At 70.4% G+C, this 14,596-nt stretch carries 14 protein-coding genes and 2 tRNA genes; 6 read left to right on the forward strand and 10 right to left on the reverse strand.

Annotated features, from left to right (window positions below):
* The first annotated feature begins 303 nt into the window (after positions 1–303).
* Positions 304–705, forward strand: coding sequence for a hypothetical protein (locus HS041_RS37365; RefSeq protein WP_196445656.1), 402 nt, complete (start codon positions 304–306; stop codon positions 703–705).
* Between the two features lie 126 nt (positions 706–831).
* The gene (locus HS041_RS37370) at positions 832–987 is read left to right on the forward strand and encodes a hypothetical protein (RefSeq protein WP_230880400.1); all 156 of its coding nucleotides are present in this window, start codon (positions 832–834) and stop codon (positions 985–987) included.
* Positions 988–1,014: 27 nt separating this feature from the next.
* Here the strand turns inward: HS041_RS37370 and HS041_RS37375 are convergent, their stop codons facing one another.
* The 7 genes from HS041_RS37375 to HS041_RS37405 all read right to left on the reverse strand — a co-directional run bounded on the left by HS041_RS37375 (position 1,015) and on the right by HS041_RS37405 (position 8,154).
* Positions 1,015–1,815: a group II truncated hemoglobin gene (locus tag HS041_RS37375; RefSeq protein ID WP_307845639.1), complete on the reverse strand. Its 801-nt coding sequence runs from the start codon at positions 1,813–1,815 to the stop codon at positions 1,015–1,017.
* 79 nt (positions 1,816–1,894) lie between these two features.
* Positions 1,895–1,971 (reverse strand) — tRNA-Met (locus HS041_RS37380).
* A gap of 97 nt (positions 1,972–2,068) precedes the next feature.
* Positions 2,069–2,145, reverse strand: a tRNA-Met gene (locus HS041_RS37385).
* Between the two features lie 62 nt (positions 2,146–2,207).
* Positions 2,208–5,171, reverse strand: coding sequence for a UPF0182 family membrane protein (locus HS041_RS37390; protein ID WP_230880401.1), 2,964 nt, complete (start codon positions 5,169–5,171; stop codon positions 2,208–2,210).
* Between the two features lie 270 nt (positions 5,172–5,441).
* Complete coding sequence (locus HS041_RS37395) at positions 5,442–6,485, reverse strand: YlbL family protein (RefSeq protein ID WP_196445659.1); 1,044 nt, start codon at positions 6,483–6,485, stop codon at positions 5,442–5,444.
* Positions 6,486–6,545: 60 nt separating this feature from the next.
* Complete coding sequence (locus HS041_RS37400) at positions 6,546–6,971, reverse strand: molybdenum cofactor biosynthesis protein MoaE (RefSeq protein ID WP_196445660.1); 426 nt, start codon at positions 6,969–6,971, stop codon at positions 6,546–6,548.
* Between the two features lie 109 nt (positions 6,972–7,080).
* On the reverse strand, positions 7,081–8,154 hold the full coding sequence (locus tag HS041_RS37405; RefSeq protein ID WP_196445661.1) for an NAD-dependent epimerase/dehydratase family protein: 1,074 nt from the start codon (positions 8,152–8,154) through the stop codon (positions 7,081–7,083).
* Between the two features lie 79 nt (positions 8,155–8,233).
* Here HS041_RS37405 and HS041_RS37410 point away from each other — a divergent pair, with 79 nt between their 5' ends.
* From HS041_RS37410 to HS041_RS40340, 3 genes are all read left to right on the forward strand, one after another.
* Positions 8,234–9,553 carry a zinc-dependent metalloprotease gene (locus HS041_RS37410; RefSeq protein WP_196445662.1) on the forward strand — a complete coding sequence of 440 codons (1,320 nt, stop codon included), beginning with the start codon at positions 8,234–8,236 and terminating at the stop codon, positions 9,551–9,553.
* 71 nt (positions 9,554–9,624) lie between these two features.
* Positions 9,625–10,164: an NUDIX hydrolase gene (locus tag HS041_RS37415; RefSeq protein WP_196445753.1), complete on the forward strand. Its 540-nt coding sequence runs from the start codon at positions 9,625–9,627 to the stop codon at positions 10,162–10,164.
* An 88-nt stretch (positions 10,165–10,252) separates the two neighbouring features.
* Entirely contained in the window at positions 10,253–11,254 is a 1,002-nt protein-coding gene (locus tag HS041_RS40340; protein ID WP_196445663.1) for an endonuclease/exonuclease/phosphatase family protein, read from the forward strand.
* A 6-nt stretch (positions 11,255–11,260) separates the two neighbouring features.
* Here the strand turns inward: HS041_RS40340 and HS041_RS37425 are convergent, their stop codons facing one another.
* From HS041_RS37425 to HS041_RS37435, 3 genes are all read right to left on the reverse strand, one after another.
* Positions 11,261–11,893, reverse strand: coding sequence for a hypothetical protein (locus HS041_RS37425; protein WP_307845640.1), 633 nt, complete (start codon positions 11,891–11,893; stop codon positions 11,261–11,263).
* A complete protein-coding gene (locus tag HS041_RS37430) occupies positions 11,890–12,405 on the reverse strand; it encodes a M48 metallopeptidase family protein (protein WP_196445664.1) in 516 nt (171 codons plus the stop codon). Before HS041_RS37430 ends, HS041_RS37425 begins: the two co-directional genes overlap by 4 nt.
* Positions 12,406–12,546: 141 nt before the next feature.
* Positions 12,547–13,332 carry an enoyl-CoA hydratase/isomerase family protein gene (locus HS041_RS37435; RefSeq protein WP_196445665.1) on the reverse strand — a complete coding sequence of 262 codons (786 nt, stop codon included), beginning with the start codon at positions 13,330–13,332 and terminating at the stop codon, positions 12,547–12,549.
* A gap of 149 nt (positions 13,333–13,481) precedes the next feature.
* On the opposite strand from HS041_RS37435, the gene HS041_RS37440 reads away from it, so the two are divergent.
* Entirely contained in the window at positions 13,482–14,582 is a 1,101-nt protein-coding gene (locus HS041_RS37440) for a ThiF family adenylyltransferase (protein ID WP_196445666.1), read from the forward strand.
* Positions 14,583–14,596: the final 14 nt, after the last annotated feature.

Below are 14,596 nucleotides of genomic sequence, written 5' to 3' on the forward strand. Positions count from 1 at the left end.
CGGATCGCGACCACTCCGTCTCCGGAGCAACCCTTCAACCTTACTCCAACATCCGGTCTGTGTCCAATCGTGCTGACACACCCGAAATGTCGGGGTTTGAAGAGAAGGGGGCGCAGGGACTCGCCCTGCAGGAAGAACATTAGCAGGACTCCGGCGTCCCAGAGACAACTTGCCAACCATCCCCGAGACTCAAGCGTCCCAAACCTGTTGGTGCGCAACCAGACGTCAAGCCATCCGCAATCGAGTCTGGATACGACTAGGCACAAGGGTCAGGACTCTGGCTCTGCCACGGAGGTGACCACCATGACTCGCTCGGAGTTCGACGACATCCGCGCACACATCGCAGCGGAGGCCGACCGTCCCGGTGACCTTCTCCGAGTCGCCCGGTCTCTGCTGGACGACCTGGAGGCCGCACGGATGCGCGAGGCCACCCTCCGTTCCTACTATCTGCGGCTTCTCACCGCTGCACGGGCGACGGTCGCCGCGGAGACGGCCGGATACCCGGAACCGCTCGCCTTCCTCACCGACGAGCTCGCCAAGCGTGGCCAGCTGCCGGCGACCGGGGACGAGGTGAACCGGATCCTGGCCGACGCGCACACCGCAGCCGCGCTGCTCGCCTCCCTGGAACAGGATCCGGCAAGAACCGCCGGGAACGGCCCTCGTGTCCGCAGGTGTCTGGGCACCAGCCGCACTCTCCCTCGATGAGGCGTTCCGCGTCATTGACCTGGCCTTGAACCGGTATCTGTAAGACTTCAAGCCATGTGGCAGCGGGGGATGAATTGGGCTGCGACGACCCTTGTGGGCGTCTTCGGGATTCTGTGGATCGGTGTCGTGGTCTTCGCAGCCGTCCATGTGTCGATCTGGGCGCGGATCGGCCAGGCGCTCATGGGCGGATTCCTCATGGGCTGGGCCCTCTACAAGGCGAGTCTGCTGGTGCGCCGTACCGAGCCGAGGTTCGTGCCACGGCACCGACGGGTCAGGACCTGAGCCCACCCGCCCGTCGACGCTCCCGGCTCAGTTCTCCGGCGTGTACGGCGGAGCCACGCCCCATCCCCAGTGGGGCACGGGAGCCTGGGCCGGCGGGGTGGCGCCGGGTTGGGAGTTGGCGAAGGCCAGGCGCGTCCCCCACTCGATATAGCCGAGGAAGGCCGCACGGAACTCCGGATCATCGGGAAGGCCGACCTCGTCGGCGGCGTCCAGGAGGAGGTTCACCCAGCGGCGGCGCTGCGGCTCGGTGATGGCCCTGCCCAGGTGCTGGGAGAGCATGTGGGGGTAGCCACCGCGTTCACGGGTGTAGCGGTCCGGCCCGCCGAAGACCTCACCGAGCCACATCGCCACGTAGCGGGGGTGACGGGGATCCATGCCCGCGAAGAGCGGGCCTATCAGGTCGTCTTTGCGGACGTGGCCGTAGAAGGTCTCGGTGAGCCGGTCGAGCGCCTCGGCGCCGCCGGCCCACTCGTAGAGCGTCGGCACCGAGGAGCCCCGGCCCCGGACCTCGGTGGGCGCGTAGTGGCGCATCTCCTCGATGTCGGTGACGTACGGCCTGATCTCCGCGAGGAAGGCCGCGAAGTCCGGACCGCCCCTGAAGCCCTGGAGGTGGTCCTCGGCCGAAGTCCAGGTGATGCGCAGGACGTAACAGGCGGGCTCGTCCACGCACCGGGTGAGCTCGTAGTCGACGCACTGGGGGGCGTTCGCCAGGGGAACGGCCGCGCGGCGGTAGGCGGCCTCGAACTCCTCCGCGCGCTCGGTGGGGATGCGATAGCGGATGTACTCGACGATCATGGGTCCGTCCTCGGGGGAAACGTGATCTCCCACCCATGTAATCATGTAATCGACCGCCCGAACACCCTGAAACGACAAAGGCCCGGATCTCGATGAGATCCGGGCCTTTCCTTGGTAGCGGGGACAGGATTTGAACCTGCGACCTCTGGGTTATGAGCCCAGCGAGCTACCGAACTGCTCCACCCCGCGTCGGTGTGTGTCTGAAGATTACCCCATCCCCCAGGGAGGAGCAAATTGACTCGACAAAGCGAAAGGCCCGGATCTCGATGAGATCCGGGCCTTTCCTTGGTAGCGGGGACAGGATTTGAACCTGCGACCTCTGGGTTATGAGCCCAGCGAGCTACCGAACTGCTCCACCCCGCGTCGGTGTGTGTCCCAACACTATCCGACGATGGGAGCGGAAGCGAATCGATGGGTGCCGTGCCCTACGAACTGGGCGACGGCGACGGTGCGGGCGTCCCTGACGGGGACGGGGACGGGGAACCCGAAGGCGCCGGGGTCGCGGTCGGAGAGGCCACGGGGGCGGCCACGCCTTCCAGCTTCTTCAGCGCATCGGCCAGCTTCTTCTGGGCCTCGCCGTACGCCACCCAGTCCGGCGGGTTCTTGGCCAGGGCCGCCTGGGCGCCGTTGTAGGCCTCCTGAGCGTCCTTGATGGCCTTGGCCAGCTCGGCCTCCGACAGGGCCGGCCGTTCGGGCGCGGTCGTCGGCGGTGCGGTCGGCGTGGTCGGGGTACCGGTGTCGGGTGGCGTGGCCGGCGGAGTGGCGGCGGTCCCGAAGACCTCCTTCAGCGCCGCTTCGAGCGTGTCGCCCGATCCGACCTTGCTTCCGTACCCCACCAGGACCCGGCGAAGGATCGGGTACGGCTCCTGACCGGCTCCTCCCGCGATCTCCACATACACCGGCTCGACATAGACCAGGCCACCGGCGAACGGCAGGGTCAGCAGGTTGCCGTAGCGGACCTTCGCCTGCCCCAGGCCCAGCAGGTTGAGCTCACCGGAGAACTTGTTCTGGAAGTTGTTCTGCACCTGTCCCGGTCCCGGGATCGTGGTGCTGGACGGCATGCGCAGGATGCGCAGCTTCCCGTAGTCGGATCCCGAAGTGGCGTTCACGGCCATGAACGCCGCCAGGTTCGGCCCCTGACGCGGCACGAAGGTCGTGGTCAGGGAGAAAGACGGAGCCGTCGTCCCGGGCATCTTGACCGACAGGTAGTACGGCGGCTGCTTGACGTCGCCGCCGGAGGGGTCGTTCGGGACGTTCCAGAAGTCCTGCCCGCTGTAGAAGGCGTCCGGATCGGAGACGTGGTAGCGGGAGAGCACGTCGCGCTGGACCTTGAACAGCGCCTCCGGGTAGCGCAGGTGCTGGTTGAGGCTCTCGGAGATCTCGGTCTTCGGCTTGATGACGGTCGGGAACGCCTTCATCCAGGTCTTCAGGATCGGGTCGCTGTCGTCCCACGCGTACAGGTTCACGGTGCCGTCGTAGGCGTCCACCGTGGCCTTGACCGAGTTGCGCATGTAGTTGATCTGGTCGCGTGGCTGCTGCACCACCAGGCGCGGGTCGGTGACCGTGTCCCGCGTCATCTCGTCCAGGCTCTTGCTCTGGGCGTAGGGGTAGGCGTTGGAGGTGGTGTAGGCGTCGACGATCCAGACCACCCGGCCGTCGATGATCGCCGGGTAGGGGTTGTTGTCCAGGCTCAGGAACGGCGCGACCTTGGCGATCCGCTTGGCAGGGTCGCGTTCGTACAGGATCTTGGACTTGTCGTCGATGTCACCCGAGAGCAGCAGGTTGATCTCGCCGTACTTGGCCGCGTAGAGCATCCGGTTGAAGAACGACCCGATCGGGACACCGCCCTTGCCGGTGTAGGTGGTGTTCTTCTGGCCGGTGCCGGTGCCGGCGCCGTTGTTCTCGGAGAAGGGGTAGTCGAGCTCCTGCTCCCTGTCACCGCCCACGACGGAGTAGTCGGCGGCGAGCGGGTGCTCGCCGAAGTAGATCCGCGACTCCTTGAGCTTGGTCTGCTCGGTCAGGGGGCCGGTGACCGGCATGTCCTTGGCGGTGAAGTCGGGCAGGCCCTCGGCGTCGACTCTGTTGCCCGGCGCGGCCACGAAACCGTAGCCGTGGGTGTAGACCAGGTGCCGGTTGATCCAGTTGTTCTGCTCCGCCGGCGGGCCGATGAGTTCGCGCACGGCCACCACGGTGTCGCGCATCGTGCCCGTTTCCGGGTCGCGGTAGCGGTCGACATCGAGCTTGTCCGGGAAGTCGTAGAAGCCGCGGATCCGCTGCTTCTGCTGGTAGGTCTGGCCGACCAGGTTCGGGTCGAGCAGGCGCACCCCGGAGATCGAGGTGTCGGTGCTGACCGCGGCGTCGGTCGCGTTGCCCTGCGCGTTGTACGGGATGACCTCGGAGTCCTGGACGTCGTAGGCCTTCCGGGTGGCGTCGATGTTGCGGTCGATGAACTCCCGTTCGCGCGCCTGCTCGTTCGGCTTGACCTGGAACTGCTGGACCAGGGCCGGGTAGACCCCGCCGATCAGGACCGCCGAGAGCACCAGGAGGCCGAAGCCGACGCCGGGCAGCATGCCGCCGGGCCGTACGATCCCCGCGAAGAACAGGGCCGCGCAGATCAGCGCGATGAACATCAGGATGGTCTTGGCCGGCAGCACCGCGTTGACGTCGGTGTACGAGGCGCCGTGCACGAAACCGCGGTCGGAGAAGACCAGGCCGTAGCGGTCGTACCAGTAGGCGACCGCCTTGAGCAGCACGAACACGCCCAGCAGCGCCGACAGGTGCACCCGCGCCGCGCGCGAGGCGTGCACGCCCGGCGACTGGAGGCGGAACCCGCCGTACAGGTAGTGGACGATCGTGGCCAGGACGGCCGAGAGCACTACCGCGGTGAACAGGAAGTTCAGCACCATCCGGATGAACGGATAGGTGAACATGAAGAACGAGATGTCTTCCTTGAACTGCGCGTCGACCTCGCCGAACGGCACGGCGTTGACGAACTCCAGCCAGGTCTTCCACTGGCCGCCGAAGGACGAACCCGCGAACAGCGCGAGCACCGCGAGGCCGATCAGGAAGATCAGCTTCCGGTGCGGGTCGAGGGCCATCCGGTAGCGGTCGGCGCCGCTGGCGCCGCCGAACATGCCTGGGCCGAACATCGGCCGCATCCGGTAGGCCAGCAGCATGTTGCCGCCCACGATGCCGACCATCGCCACGGCGCCCACCACGAAGAGCAGGATCTGCGTGACGACCACGCCGGAGAACACAGCCGTGTAGTCCACCGAGTCGTACCAGAGGTAGTCGGTGAAGATACCGGCGAAGAGAAAGAAGAAAGCCACGATCGCGACGAGGGCGATCACCACAGGAAGCAGCAGTCGTGGCCGGCGGGGCAAGCGCATCGCCCTACCGGCTCCGGGGGTCCGGAAGCTCAAGGCCAACCCCTTGTCGTAAGAGCACGGTCCGTGTCTGGCAACCTACACCGGCGGGGGTTCCGTCGCGCTCAACCGCTCGCGCGGTCCTGCCACGGCGTCCCGTCGGTCTCGGGTCCAGTACGGCTAACGCACGGGATGCCGGATCGGTGCCCGGACGGCGGTACCGGTCCGTCCGGGCACCGGCTCCCGGCGCAGGCGGCTCCGTGGCGGTTCCGGGGACCGGGTGCGGCCCCGGTGTCAGCCCGCCGAGCAGCCGGGAGCGCCCTTGCCGGTGCGCACGGCGTCCAGCGCCTGGACCGCGCCGTGGAGCGTCTCCACCCTGATCAGCTTGAGCCCGTCGGGGACCGCGGCGAGCGCCTCGGCGCAGTTGGCCGCGGGGGTGAGGAAGAACGTCGCCCCGGCCTCGCGCGCCCCCACCATCTTCTGCTGGACGCCGCCGATCGGGCCGACCTGGCCGTCAGGGGTGATCGTCCCGGTCCCGGCGACGGCCTTGCCGCCGGTCATGGCGCCGGGGGTGAGTTTGTCCATGATGCCGAGGGAGAACATCATCCCCGCGCTCGGTCCGCCGACGTCGCCGACGTTGATGTTCACCTCGAACGGGAACTTGTAGCGGATCGCCATGGAGATGCCGACGATGGGTGTGCCGTCCTTGGCCGCGACGGTGGGGACGGTCACCGTGACCTTCTGCCCGCCCCGCTCGACGACGAAGGTGACCTGCTCGCCCGCCTTGTGCTTGCGGACGGTCGAGGAGATGGTCTCGCGGTCCGCGGCGGGCACCCCGTCCACCGAAACGATCTCGTCGCCCTGGGTGAACTTCCCGTGCGCCGGCAGGCCCTTCTCGGCGGACGCCACGGTCACGGCCGAGGTGTAGGGGATCTTCAGCTCCGTGAGGGCCGCGGCCGTCGCGTCGTCCTGGGAGTTGGTCATCTCCTGGGTGTTCTGCTCCTCGACCTCCTCGGCGGTGGTCGCCGGAGGGAAGATCGTCTCCTCGGGCACGACCGCGATGGTCGGGTCGAGCCAGCCCCGCAGCGCGGTGAACAGGTCGATCCTGGTGCCGGGCCCGCCCTGGTAGGCCACCGTGACCAGGCTGAGCTTGCCGTCGGTGGGGTAGGTCTGGCGCCCGGCGATGCTGATCACCGGCTTGCCCTTGACGTCGCCGATGGTGTTCTCGGTCGGCCCCGGACTCAGCACGACGTACGGCACCGGCAGCACGGTGCCGGCGACGCCCAGGACGAGGGTGAGGAAGCCGGCCACCATGAGGGTCAGCGCACGTCGGGACATGGAGGGAAGCCTATGCGGTGACGGGGGGCGTGAGCGGACGGCCGGCGGGCGGGCGGAACCTCACTCGCAGGCCCCCACCCACTCGGTCGAGCCGTCGGCGAAGAGCTGGTTCTTCCAGATCGGGACCTCGCTCTTGAGGTCGTCGATCAGGCGCCGGGAGGCGGCGAACGCCTCGCCGCGGTGGGGGCAGGCGACGGCGACGACGACCGCGATGTCGCCGAGCTCCAGGTCTCCGACCCGGTGCACCGCGGCCAGCGCGGTGACCGGGAAGTCCGCGGCGACCTTCTCGGCCACCCGGCGCAGCTCGGCCTCGGCGCCGGGATGGGCGGAGTAGGACAGCTTCGTGACCGGCTTGCCGTGATCCTGGTCGCGGACCGTGCCGATGAAGACCGTCGTCCCTCCGGCGGCGTGGTCGCCTACTGCGGCGAGCACCTCGTCCACGGAGAGCTTCTGGTCACGAATACCCAGCAACCGGATGACATCCACGCCGAAAAGACTACCGTCCCGGAACGACAGGACTCCGGCGGACGCCGTCCGCCGGGCCCGCCCGTCTCCCGTGAGCCGGCCCGCCTTCCGGGCCGGCCGGTCTCACCGGCTAGGTGCGGCGCTTCTTGCGCGCGACGCGGACGATCGCGGCGGTGCCGAGAACCGCGACGGTGGCGCCGGCCGCGGTGATCGTGGCCTCCTTGCCGGACAGCCGGCGGCCGACGACCGCGTGCTTGCCCTCACGCAGCTCCAGGAGATGGGCGAACGCCGCCTCGTTGGTCCACTGCGGTTTCCATCCCGCCGCGCGCAGCGCCGCGCAGTCGACCACCCAGGGGTAGACGACGTAGTGCAGATCGGCGGCGGGGGCGGGGGTGATGCCCAGCCGGTGCAGGCGCTGGGCGGTGCCGAAGGTCAGCCCGGCGGGCAGCTCGAACCGGCGCAGCCCGGAGATCTCCTCCACCTGCTCCTGCTCCAGCCAGCCCTCGCCCCCCACCGCGACCACCCCGGAGACGGCGCCGAGCGCGGCCAGCTCCAGCGCGGAGACCAGGTCGTCGATGTGGCAGAACTGCCAGCGCGGGCTGCACCCCTTCACGGTGAGCAGCCTGGGGGCCTCGAAGTGCCGGGTGACCACGCTGTCCACTCCGGGGCCGACCAGGGCCGCCGGACGGAGCACGGTCACCTCCAGGCCGGGGTGGCTGCGCAGGGAGCGCCGGACCAGCGCCTCGATCTCCAGATGATCTCCGACCATGCCGGTGTCGGGCTCGGCGGCCACCGCGCCGTCTTCGGGCAGCGGGACCTCGTTGTCGGGAGCCGCGCCGTACACCATGGCGCTGGTGACCAGCACGACGCGGCGCACCCGGGCGGCGGCGCTGGCGGTGAGCACCGTCTGGGCCGCGCGCAGATTGTAGGCGCGGCGCTCTCCGGCGTCGGAGCCGAGCGCGTAGTCGGCCGACAGATGGACGAGCACGTCGATGTCGGATATCCGGTTCGCCAAGAGCGGATCCCGGACGTCGAGCACCCGCCACGTGACGTCGGGCACGTCGCCGCGCTGCTCGTCGATGGCCACGACCCTGCGGAAATCCGCAGACGAGGCGACCTTCGCGAGGAATGCACGGCCGATACCCGAGGCCGCGCCGGTGACGGCGACGACCGGGGGCCGGAGGCGTTTCGAGGTAGGCACCATGTCCTCACTTTGCACTGATCCGCCGTGCGACGGATAACGTGGCGGATGTGGACTCCTCCATCCTGCACGAGGTAGAGCGGTGACTGACTTGCCAGGTCGGGAAAACGACCCCAACGAGAATCCGTTCGCCATGTTCGGCGACCCGGAGCAGATCGCGGCGGCCATGCGCCAGTTCGCCGACATGCTGTCCGCTCCCCAGGGCTCCGGTCCCGTCAACTGGGACATGGCGAAGAACATCGCGCGGCACACGGTGGCCGCCGAAGGCGACCCGAGCGTCATGGAAGGCGAGCGCCGCCAGATCGTGGACGCCCTGAACCTCGCCGACCTGTGGCTCAACGAGGCCACCGTGCTCCCCAGCGGCGTGGGCAACCCCCAGGCGTGGAGCCGGTCGGAGTGGATCGAGAAGACCGTCCCCGTCTGGCAGCAGCTCTGCGACCCGGTCGCCGCCCGCATGGTCGAGACCATGAGCGGCACGCTCGGGGCCGCCGGCCTGCCCGCCGAGGCCCAGGCCATGGCCGGGCCGCTGATGGGCATGATGAAGCAGATGGGCAGCATGATGGTCGGCCAGCAGATCGGCCAGGCCCTCGGCTCGCTCGCCCGGGAGGTGGTCGGCTCCACCGACATCGGCCTGCCCCTCTCGGCCGGCGCCGCCCTGCTGCCCGGCGGGATCGCCGCGTTCGGCCAAGGGCTGGAGATGCCCGCCGAGGAGATCCGGCTGTACCTCGCCCTGCGGGAGGCGGCCCACCATCGCCTGTTCCAGCACGTGCCGTGGCTGCGCGCGCACCTGCTCGGCGCCGTGGAAGAGTACGCCCGGGGCATCACCGTGGACGTGTCCGCCCTGGAGGAGCAGCTCCGGGGGCTCGACATCAACAACCCGGAGCAGCTCCAGCAGGTGCTGAGCGGCGGGAACCTGCTCAAGCCCGAGGAGACCGAGCGGCAGAAGGCCGCCCTGGCCCGCCTGGAGACCATGCTCGCCCTGATCGAGGGCTGGGTCGGCACGGTGGTGGCGGGCGCAGCCGCCGGCAAGCTGCCCTCCGCGACGGCCCTGGGCGAGACGGTACGGCGCCGCCGTGCGACCGGCGGCCCCGCCGAGCAGACCTTCGCCACCCTCGTCGGCCTGGAGCTGCGCCCGCGCCGCCTGCGCGAGGCGGCCGCCCTGTGGCAGGCGCTGGAGGCCGACCGGGGCGTCGACGGCCGCGACGCGGTCTGGAACCACCCGGACCTGATGCCCACCGCCGCCGACCTCGACGACCCCGCGAGCTTCGTCCGGGGCGAGCCGGAGTTCGACCTGTCCGGGCTGGAGGCCAGCCTGCGGGAGTCCGCCGGCGAGGACGGCCGGGAGAAGAACGACGAGAAGGACGGCGGGGAGAGCGGCGGCAAGGCGGACGGCGCCCCGTGAGTGAGCGGATCGAGCGCCCCGCCGGGCACGGCCGTTCCGCGGACGTGCCCGGCGGGGCGGACGGCGGCCTTCTGCGCGCGGACGCCCGGGCCGTGCTCGAGGGGTGGGCCGCGCCGACCCCGAGGGAGGGGCTCCTGCGCGAGGACTTCCTTGAGCACCTGCGCCTTCACGCGGACGGGATGTACCGGGAGTGCGTCCCCGGTCACCTGACCGCCACGACCGCGGTGCTCTCCCACGACGGCGAGCAGGTGCTGCTGACGCTGCACGGCAAGGCCAAGATGTGGTTCCCGATGGGCGGCCACTGCGAGGCCGGGGACCTCTCGCTGGCGGGCGTCGCGCTCCGTGAGGCCACGGAGGAGTCGGGCATCTCCGGCCTGCGCCTGCTGCCCGGTCCGCTGGCGCTGGACCGGCACCGCGTCTGGTGCCATCCCCCGTTCAGCCACCATCTCGACGTCGAGTACGGCGCCGTCGCCCCGGCGGGGGCCGAGGCCGTGATCAGCGAGGAGTCGCTGGACCTGCGCTGGTTCCCGGTGGACGAGATCCCCGACCCGACCGACGAGATCACGCGGCAGCTCGCCCGTCGTGCCCGGGAGGTTCTGCGTTCCGGATGACCGGATGGTTTTTGGACCGTTTTACATTCGTCTCACCGACCCCTGGTTATCGTCGTCCTCACAGAGACGGCACGTGGAACGGGGCAGTGTGAGTGTGGACATCGCGTCCGGCGGAAGTGTCGGCGGCACGATCGTGAGCCCTTCCCGCCGCGGCTGGCGCATCCCCAGAGCCCTCGCCTGGGCGGCGGTCGCACCGTTCGCCGCGTGGGCGGTGGCCAGGGTCGGCGGCCTGGAACGCGGATCGCTGACCACCCAGATCATGACCGGTACGCCCTATGTGGCAGCCGGATCCCTGCTTCCCGTGCTCGTCGGCGTGCTCGCCCGCAACCGGGCGGCCACCGCCGTCGCGCTGGTCACCACGGCCGCGCTCGGCTTCAGCGTGCTGCCCCGCGCCATCGGCTCGGCCGAGGCGGGGTCCGGTCCGCCGCTGCGCGTGCTCACCCTCAACATGCTGTTCGGGCATGCCGAGCCCGGCGCGGTCATGGACCTGGTCAGGCGTCTGAAACCGGATGTCCTGAGCACTCAGGAGCTCACTCCGGGAATGGTCGACAAGCTGGACGCGGCCGGCATCGGGGAGCTGCTGCCGCACCGGGTGCTGCAGGCCGAGTGGAGCGCCGGAGGCAGCGGTCTGTACTCGCGGCACCCGATGACTCCGCTGGAGAACCTGTTCCGGCCGGTCGGGCACAACATGCCCGCCGCCACGATCACGCTTCCCGGCGCCAAGCCCGTCGAGTTCGTCGACGTGCACCCCTACCCGCCGCTGGGCAGCCAGGTGCACGACTGGACGGAGGCGATCGGAGCCTTCCCGCCCGCCTCCCCCGACACGATCCGCATCCTCGCCGGAGACTTCAACGCCAGCCTCGACCACGCGGTGATGCGCCGGTTCCTGGACAAGGGCTACGCGGACGCCGCCGACCGGGCGGGTCAGGGGCTCACGCCCACCTGGCCCGCGGGCAGGAGCGTCCCGCCGCTCATCACCATCGACCACGTCGTGGTGGACGAGCGGGTGGCCGTGAACGAGGTCAGCGTGCACACCGTCCCCGGCACCGACCACCGCGCCGTCTTCGCCGACCTGCGCCTGCCCTCCTGAGCGGGCTCATCCCGACAGCAGCGCCCGGGTGCTCTCCCAGCCCTCCAGGCCGGGGTCGAGCAGGCCGACGTCGCCCGGCGCGCGCAACCGGTGCCAGCCGGGGCCGGTCGCGACCGTCCGGGGACCGGGGGCGGAGGCGCGCAGCGCCCTGACGGGGTCGGGGTCGTCGAAGCCCGCGCCGGCCCAGCCGGGGTAGGGGAGGTGGGCGGCGATCGCCACCGCCCCGCCGCCGGCGGCGGGGCAGACGGCGATCCGCGCGCGGCCCAGCGCGCGGAAGAGCTTGCCGATCAGCAGCGGAGGCAGGTCCGGCGCGTCGCCGCTCAGCAGGACGGCCTGCTCGCCGTACGGCACGGCCGCGGAGAGCGCCGAGAACGCCGCCGCGACCAGTGCGCCGCCGGACAGCTCCGGGGCGATCTCGACGACCGGCGTGCCCGGCCAGACGATCTCGTCCATCCCCGGCACTCCCGTCACCAGGACGGGAGTCACGAAGTCGAGCCCGGCGGCCAGCTCGTAGCTGTCCTCGGCCACGGCGGCCAGGAACTTGCCGGGATCGACCCCCGGCGGCGCGGCGTCCGCCATCGCGGGCGTGACGAGGACGGCGACCAGCCGCCGGTCACCGGTGACCGGCTCCTGCGTCACCACGCCTCCGGGGCGCCGTTGCCGGCCATGGAGAATCCTTCGAGGAACCCGCGCGCCCGCTCGGCTCTGGGATAGTGTTCCACCAGCGCCCAGAATCGGGGGCCGTGGTTCGGGACCAGCAGGTGCACGAGCTCGTGCATGATCACATAGTCGACCACCCACGCGGGCATGCCCCGCAGTCGCGTGGAGATCCTGATCGTTCCGTGGTCCGGGGTGCACGATCCCCACCGGTGCCGCTGGTTCTCCACCCACCGCACACTCGCCGGCCGCGCCCTGCCGTCCAAGTAGCGCTCCGAGAGCTCGTTGGCGCGGTCGAAGAGGTCCTCGTCGGAGGGGCGCCTTCGCTGTTCCTTGGCCGCGAGCCGGTCGAGCATCCGGCGTACCCACTGCTCCTCGTCGGTCCTGCTCAGCCCGTCGGGGAGCAGCACGATCGTTTTCTCGCCATCGCGGTATGCGGAGACGGTCCGCCGGCGGCGAGAACTGCGACGGACCTCGACTGTCTCGGGGGGCACATATGCACGGTAGCCGAGAATGGGGAATTCCCACCAGAGGGCAGAACACGTTCCTGCTGGTCAATCCGTGTTCGTTGATTGTTAAGCGAGATCGGCCCGCTATGGCCGTGGCTTATCGAATTAACCGGGATATCTCCCGTCTCAGGAGTTGCCGAATCGGGGCGCCCGCCGTTCCCGCTGGGCGGCCAGCCCTTCGCGCATGTCGTCGGAGGCCATCGTCACCGGCTGGGCCAGGGACTCCCAGCGCAGCGCCGCCTCCAGATCCGCGTGCCCGCCGCCCGCGAGGGCGACCTTGGTGAGCCTGGTGGCGATCGGGGCGTTGGCCGCGGTCCCGGCGGCGATCTCCATGACCTCGTCGAGGAGCGACTCCCGGGGGAAGGCCCTGGTGACGAGCCCGACGGAGGCGGCCTCCGCGCCGAGCACGGTCCGCCCGGTCAGCAGCATCTCCCTGGCCACGCCCACTCCTGCGGCCTTCGGCAGCAGATAGGTCGCCGCCATCCCGGGATGCAGGCCGAGCGAGGTGAAGGGGACGAGCAGCTTGGCGTCCCGGGCCGCGTAGACCAGGTCGCAGGCGAGGGCGAAGCAGAGCCCCGCACCGACGGCGGCGCCGTTGACCGCGGCGATGGTCGGCACCTCCAGGTCGGCGATCGACAACCACGTCCGGTAGAAGTCGAGCATCCGATCGCGCAGGTCCGGCACTTTCTCGGCGTTGCGCTCCGCGAGCCAGGACAGGTCCCCGCCCGAGGAGAAGGCGTTCCCCGCCCCGGTGACGACCACGCACCGCACGTCCCGGTCCCGGCGCAGCCCGGCGACGGCCTGGCGCCACTGCTCGGTCATCCCGTCGGTCATCGCGTTGCGCCGGTCGGGACGGTTCAGGGTGAGCACCACGACGCCGTCGTCCCGCCGGTCCACCAAGAGCTCGCTCATGCCCGGAGCGTAGTGGACCCGGAGCCGGTGTCCACAGGGTGTCGTCCGCCGTGGAGTTATCCACAGGACGGGGAAACGGCGTCCGGGATCTCGTCCCGGCATGCCACGCTGGCGCCTCCCCGGAACGTCTCCCAGAAGGAAGGCACCCCATGCGGCCCCGTCTGAAGCCGGCGCTCCGCCGGATCTCCCGCGATGAGCGCACCCTGCAGTTCGGGGTGCATCCCCGCCGTGCGGTCGTGCTGACCGATCTCGACCCCCGGGTCCGGCAGTGGATCGAGAGCCTCGACGGCACCCGGGACCTCGCGGGGGTGCTGGCCGGCGCGGACAGCGCCGGGATCGGCGAGCGGCGCGGTCGCGCCCTGCTCGATCTGCTGACCGACCGGGGCGTCGTGGACGACGCCGGGGTGTCACCGGGTCCGCTCCGCTCCCTCCCCCTGGCCGAGCGCGACCGGCTCCAGCCCGATCTGGACGCGCTCTCGCTCGCTCCCGGCACGACCGACGGCGGGCTGGCCGTCGTGGAGCGCAGGCGCGAGGCCCAGGTGAGGGTGTACGGCGCGGGCCGGGTCGGCGCGCAGATCACCGCTCTGCTCGCCGCCTCCGGGGTCGGGCGGCTCTGCGTGGTCGATCCCGGTACGGCCCGGCCCCGTGATCTCGTGCCCGGCGGGCTCACCCGGGCCGAGCTGGGGATGAGCAGGCAGGATGGGGCGGTGGCGGTGGCCCGGCGCCTGGCGCCCGCCCTCACCGCGTGGACCGGGGAGAAGGCCGCCCATCTCGCCGACGGGTCCCGGCGCCCCGATCTGGTGGTGCTCGCGCCGGTGGAGCCGCTGGACGGCCTGCTGGTCCGGGAACTGGTCACCTGGGAGATCCCGCACCTGCTGGTGAGCGCCTTCGAGGGCTTCGGCTCGGTCGGCCCGCTGGTGCTCCCGGGGCGGAGCGCCTGCCTGGGCTGCCTCGACCTCACCCGGCGCGACCGCGACCCCGGATGGCCGGTCGTCAGCGCCCGTCTGGGTGGTTTCCCCGGGGGCGAGATCGCCTGTGGGACGGCCCTCTCCACGCTGGTGGCGGCCATGGCGACCGGCCATGCGCTTGCTCTGATAGACGGTCACGAGCTTGCTGTGACCAACGGCACAATAGATGTATTGCCTGATTGGAGATGGAAGAGGACATCCTGGAACGTTCATCCTCTATGTCGTTGCTTCCGAAACGAGTTCGGGTCGCTGACAATGGTCGCGTCGGCTACCTGCCGTTGACCGGCACCACAACG

The sequence above is a fragment of the Planomonospora sp. ID67723 genome (assembly GCF_015711605.1).
Lineage (GTDB): Bacteria > Actinomycetota > Actinomycetes > Streptosporangiales > Streptosporangiaceae > Planomonospora_A.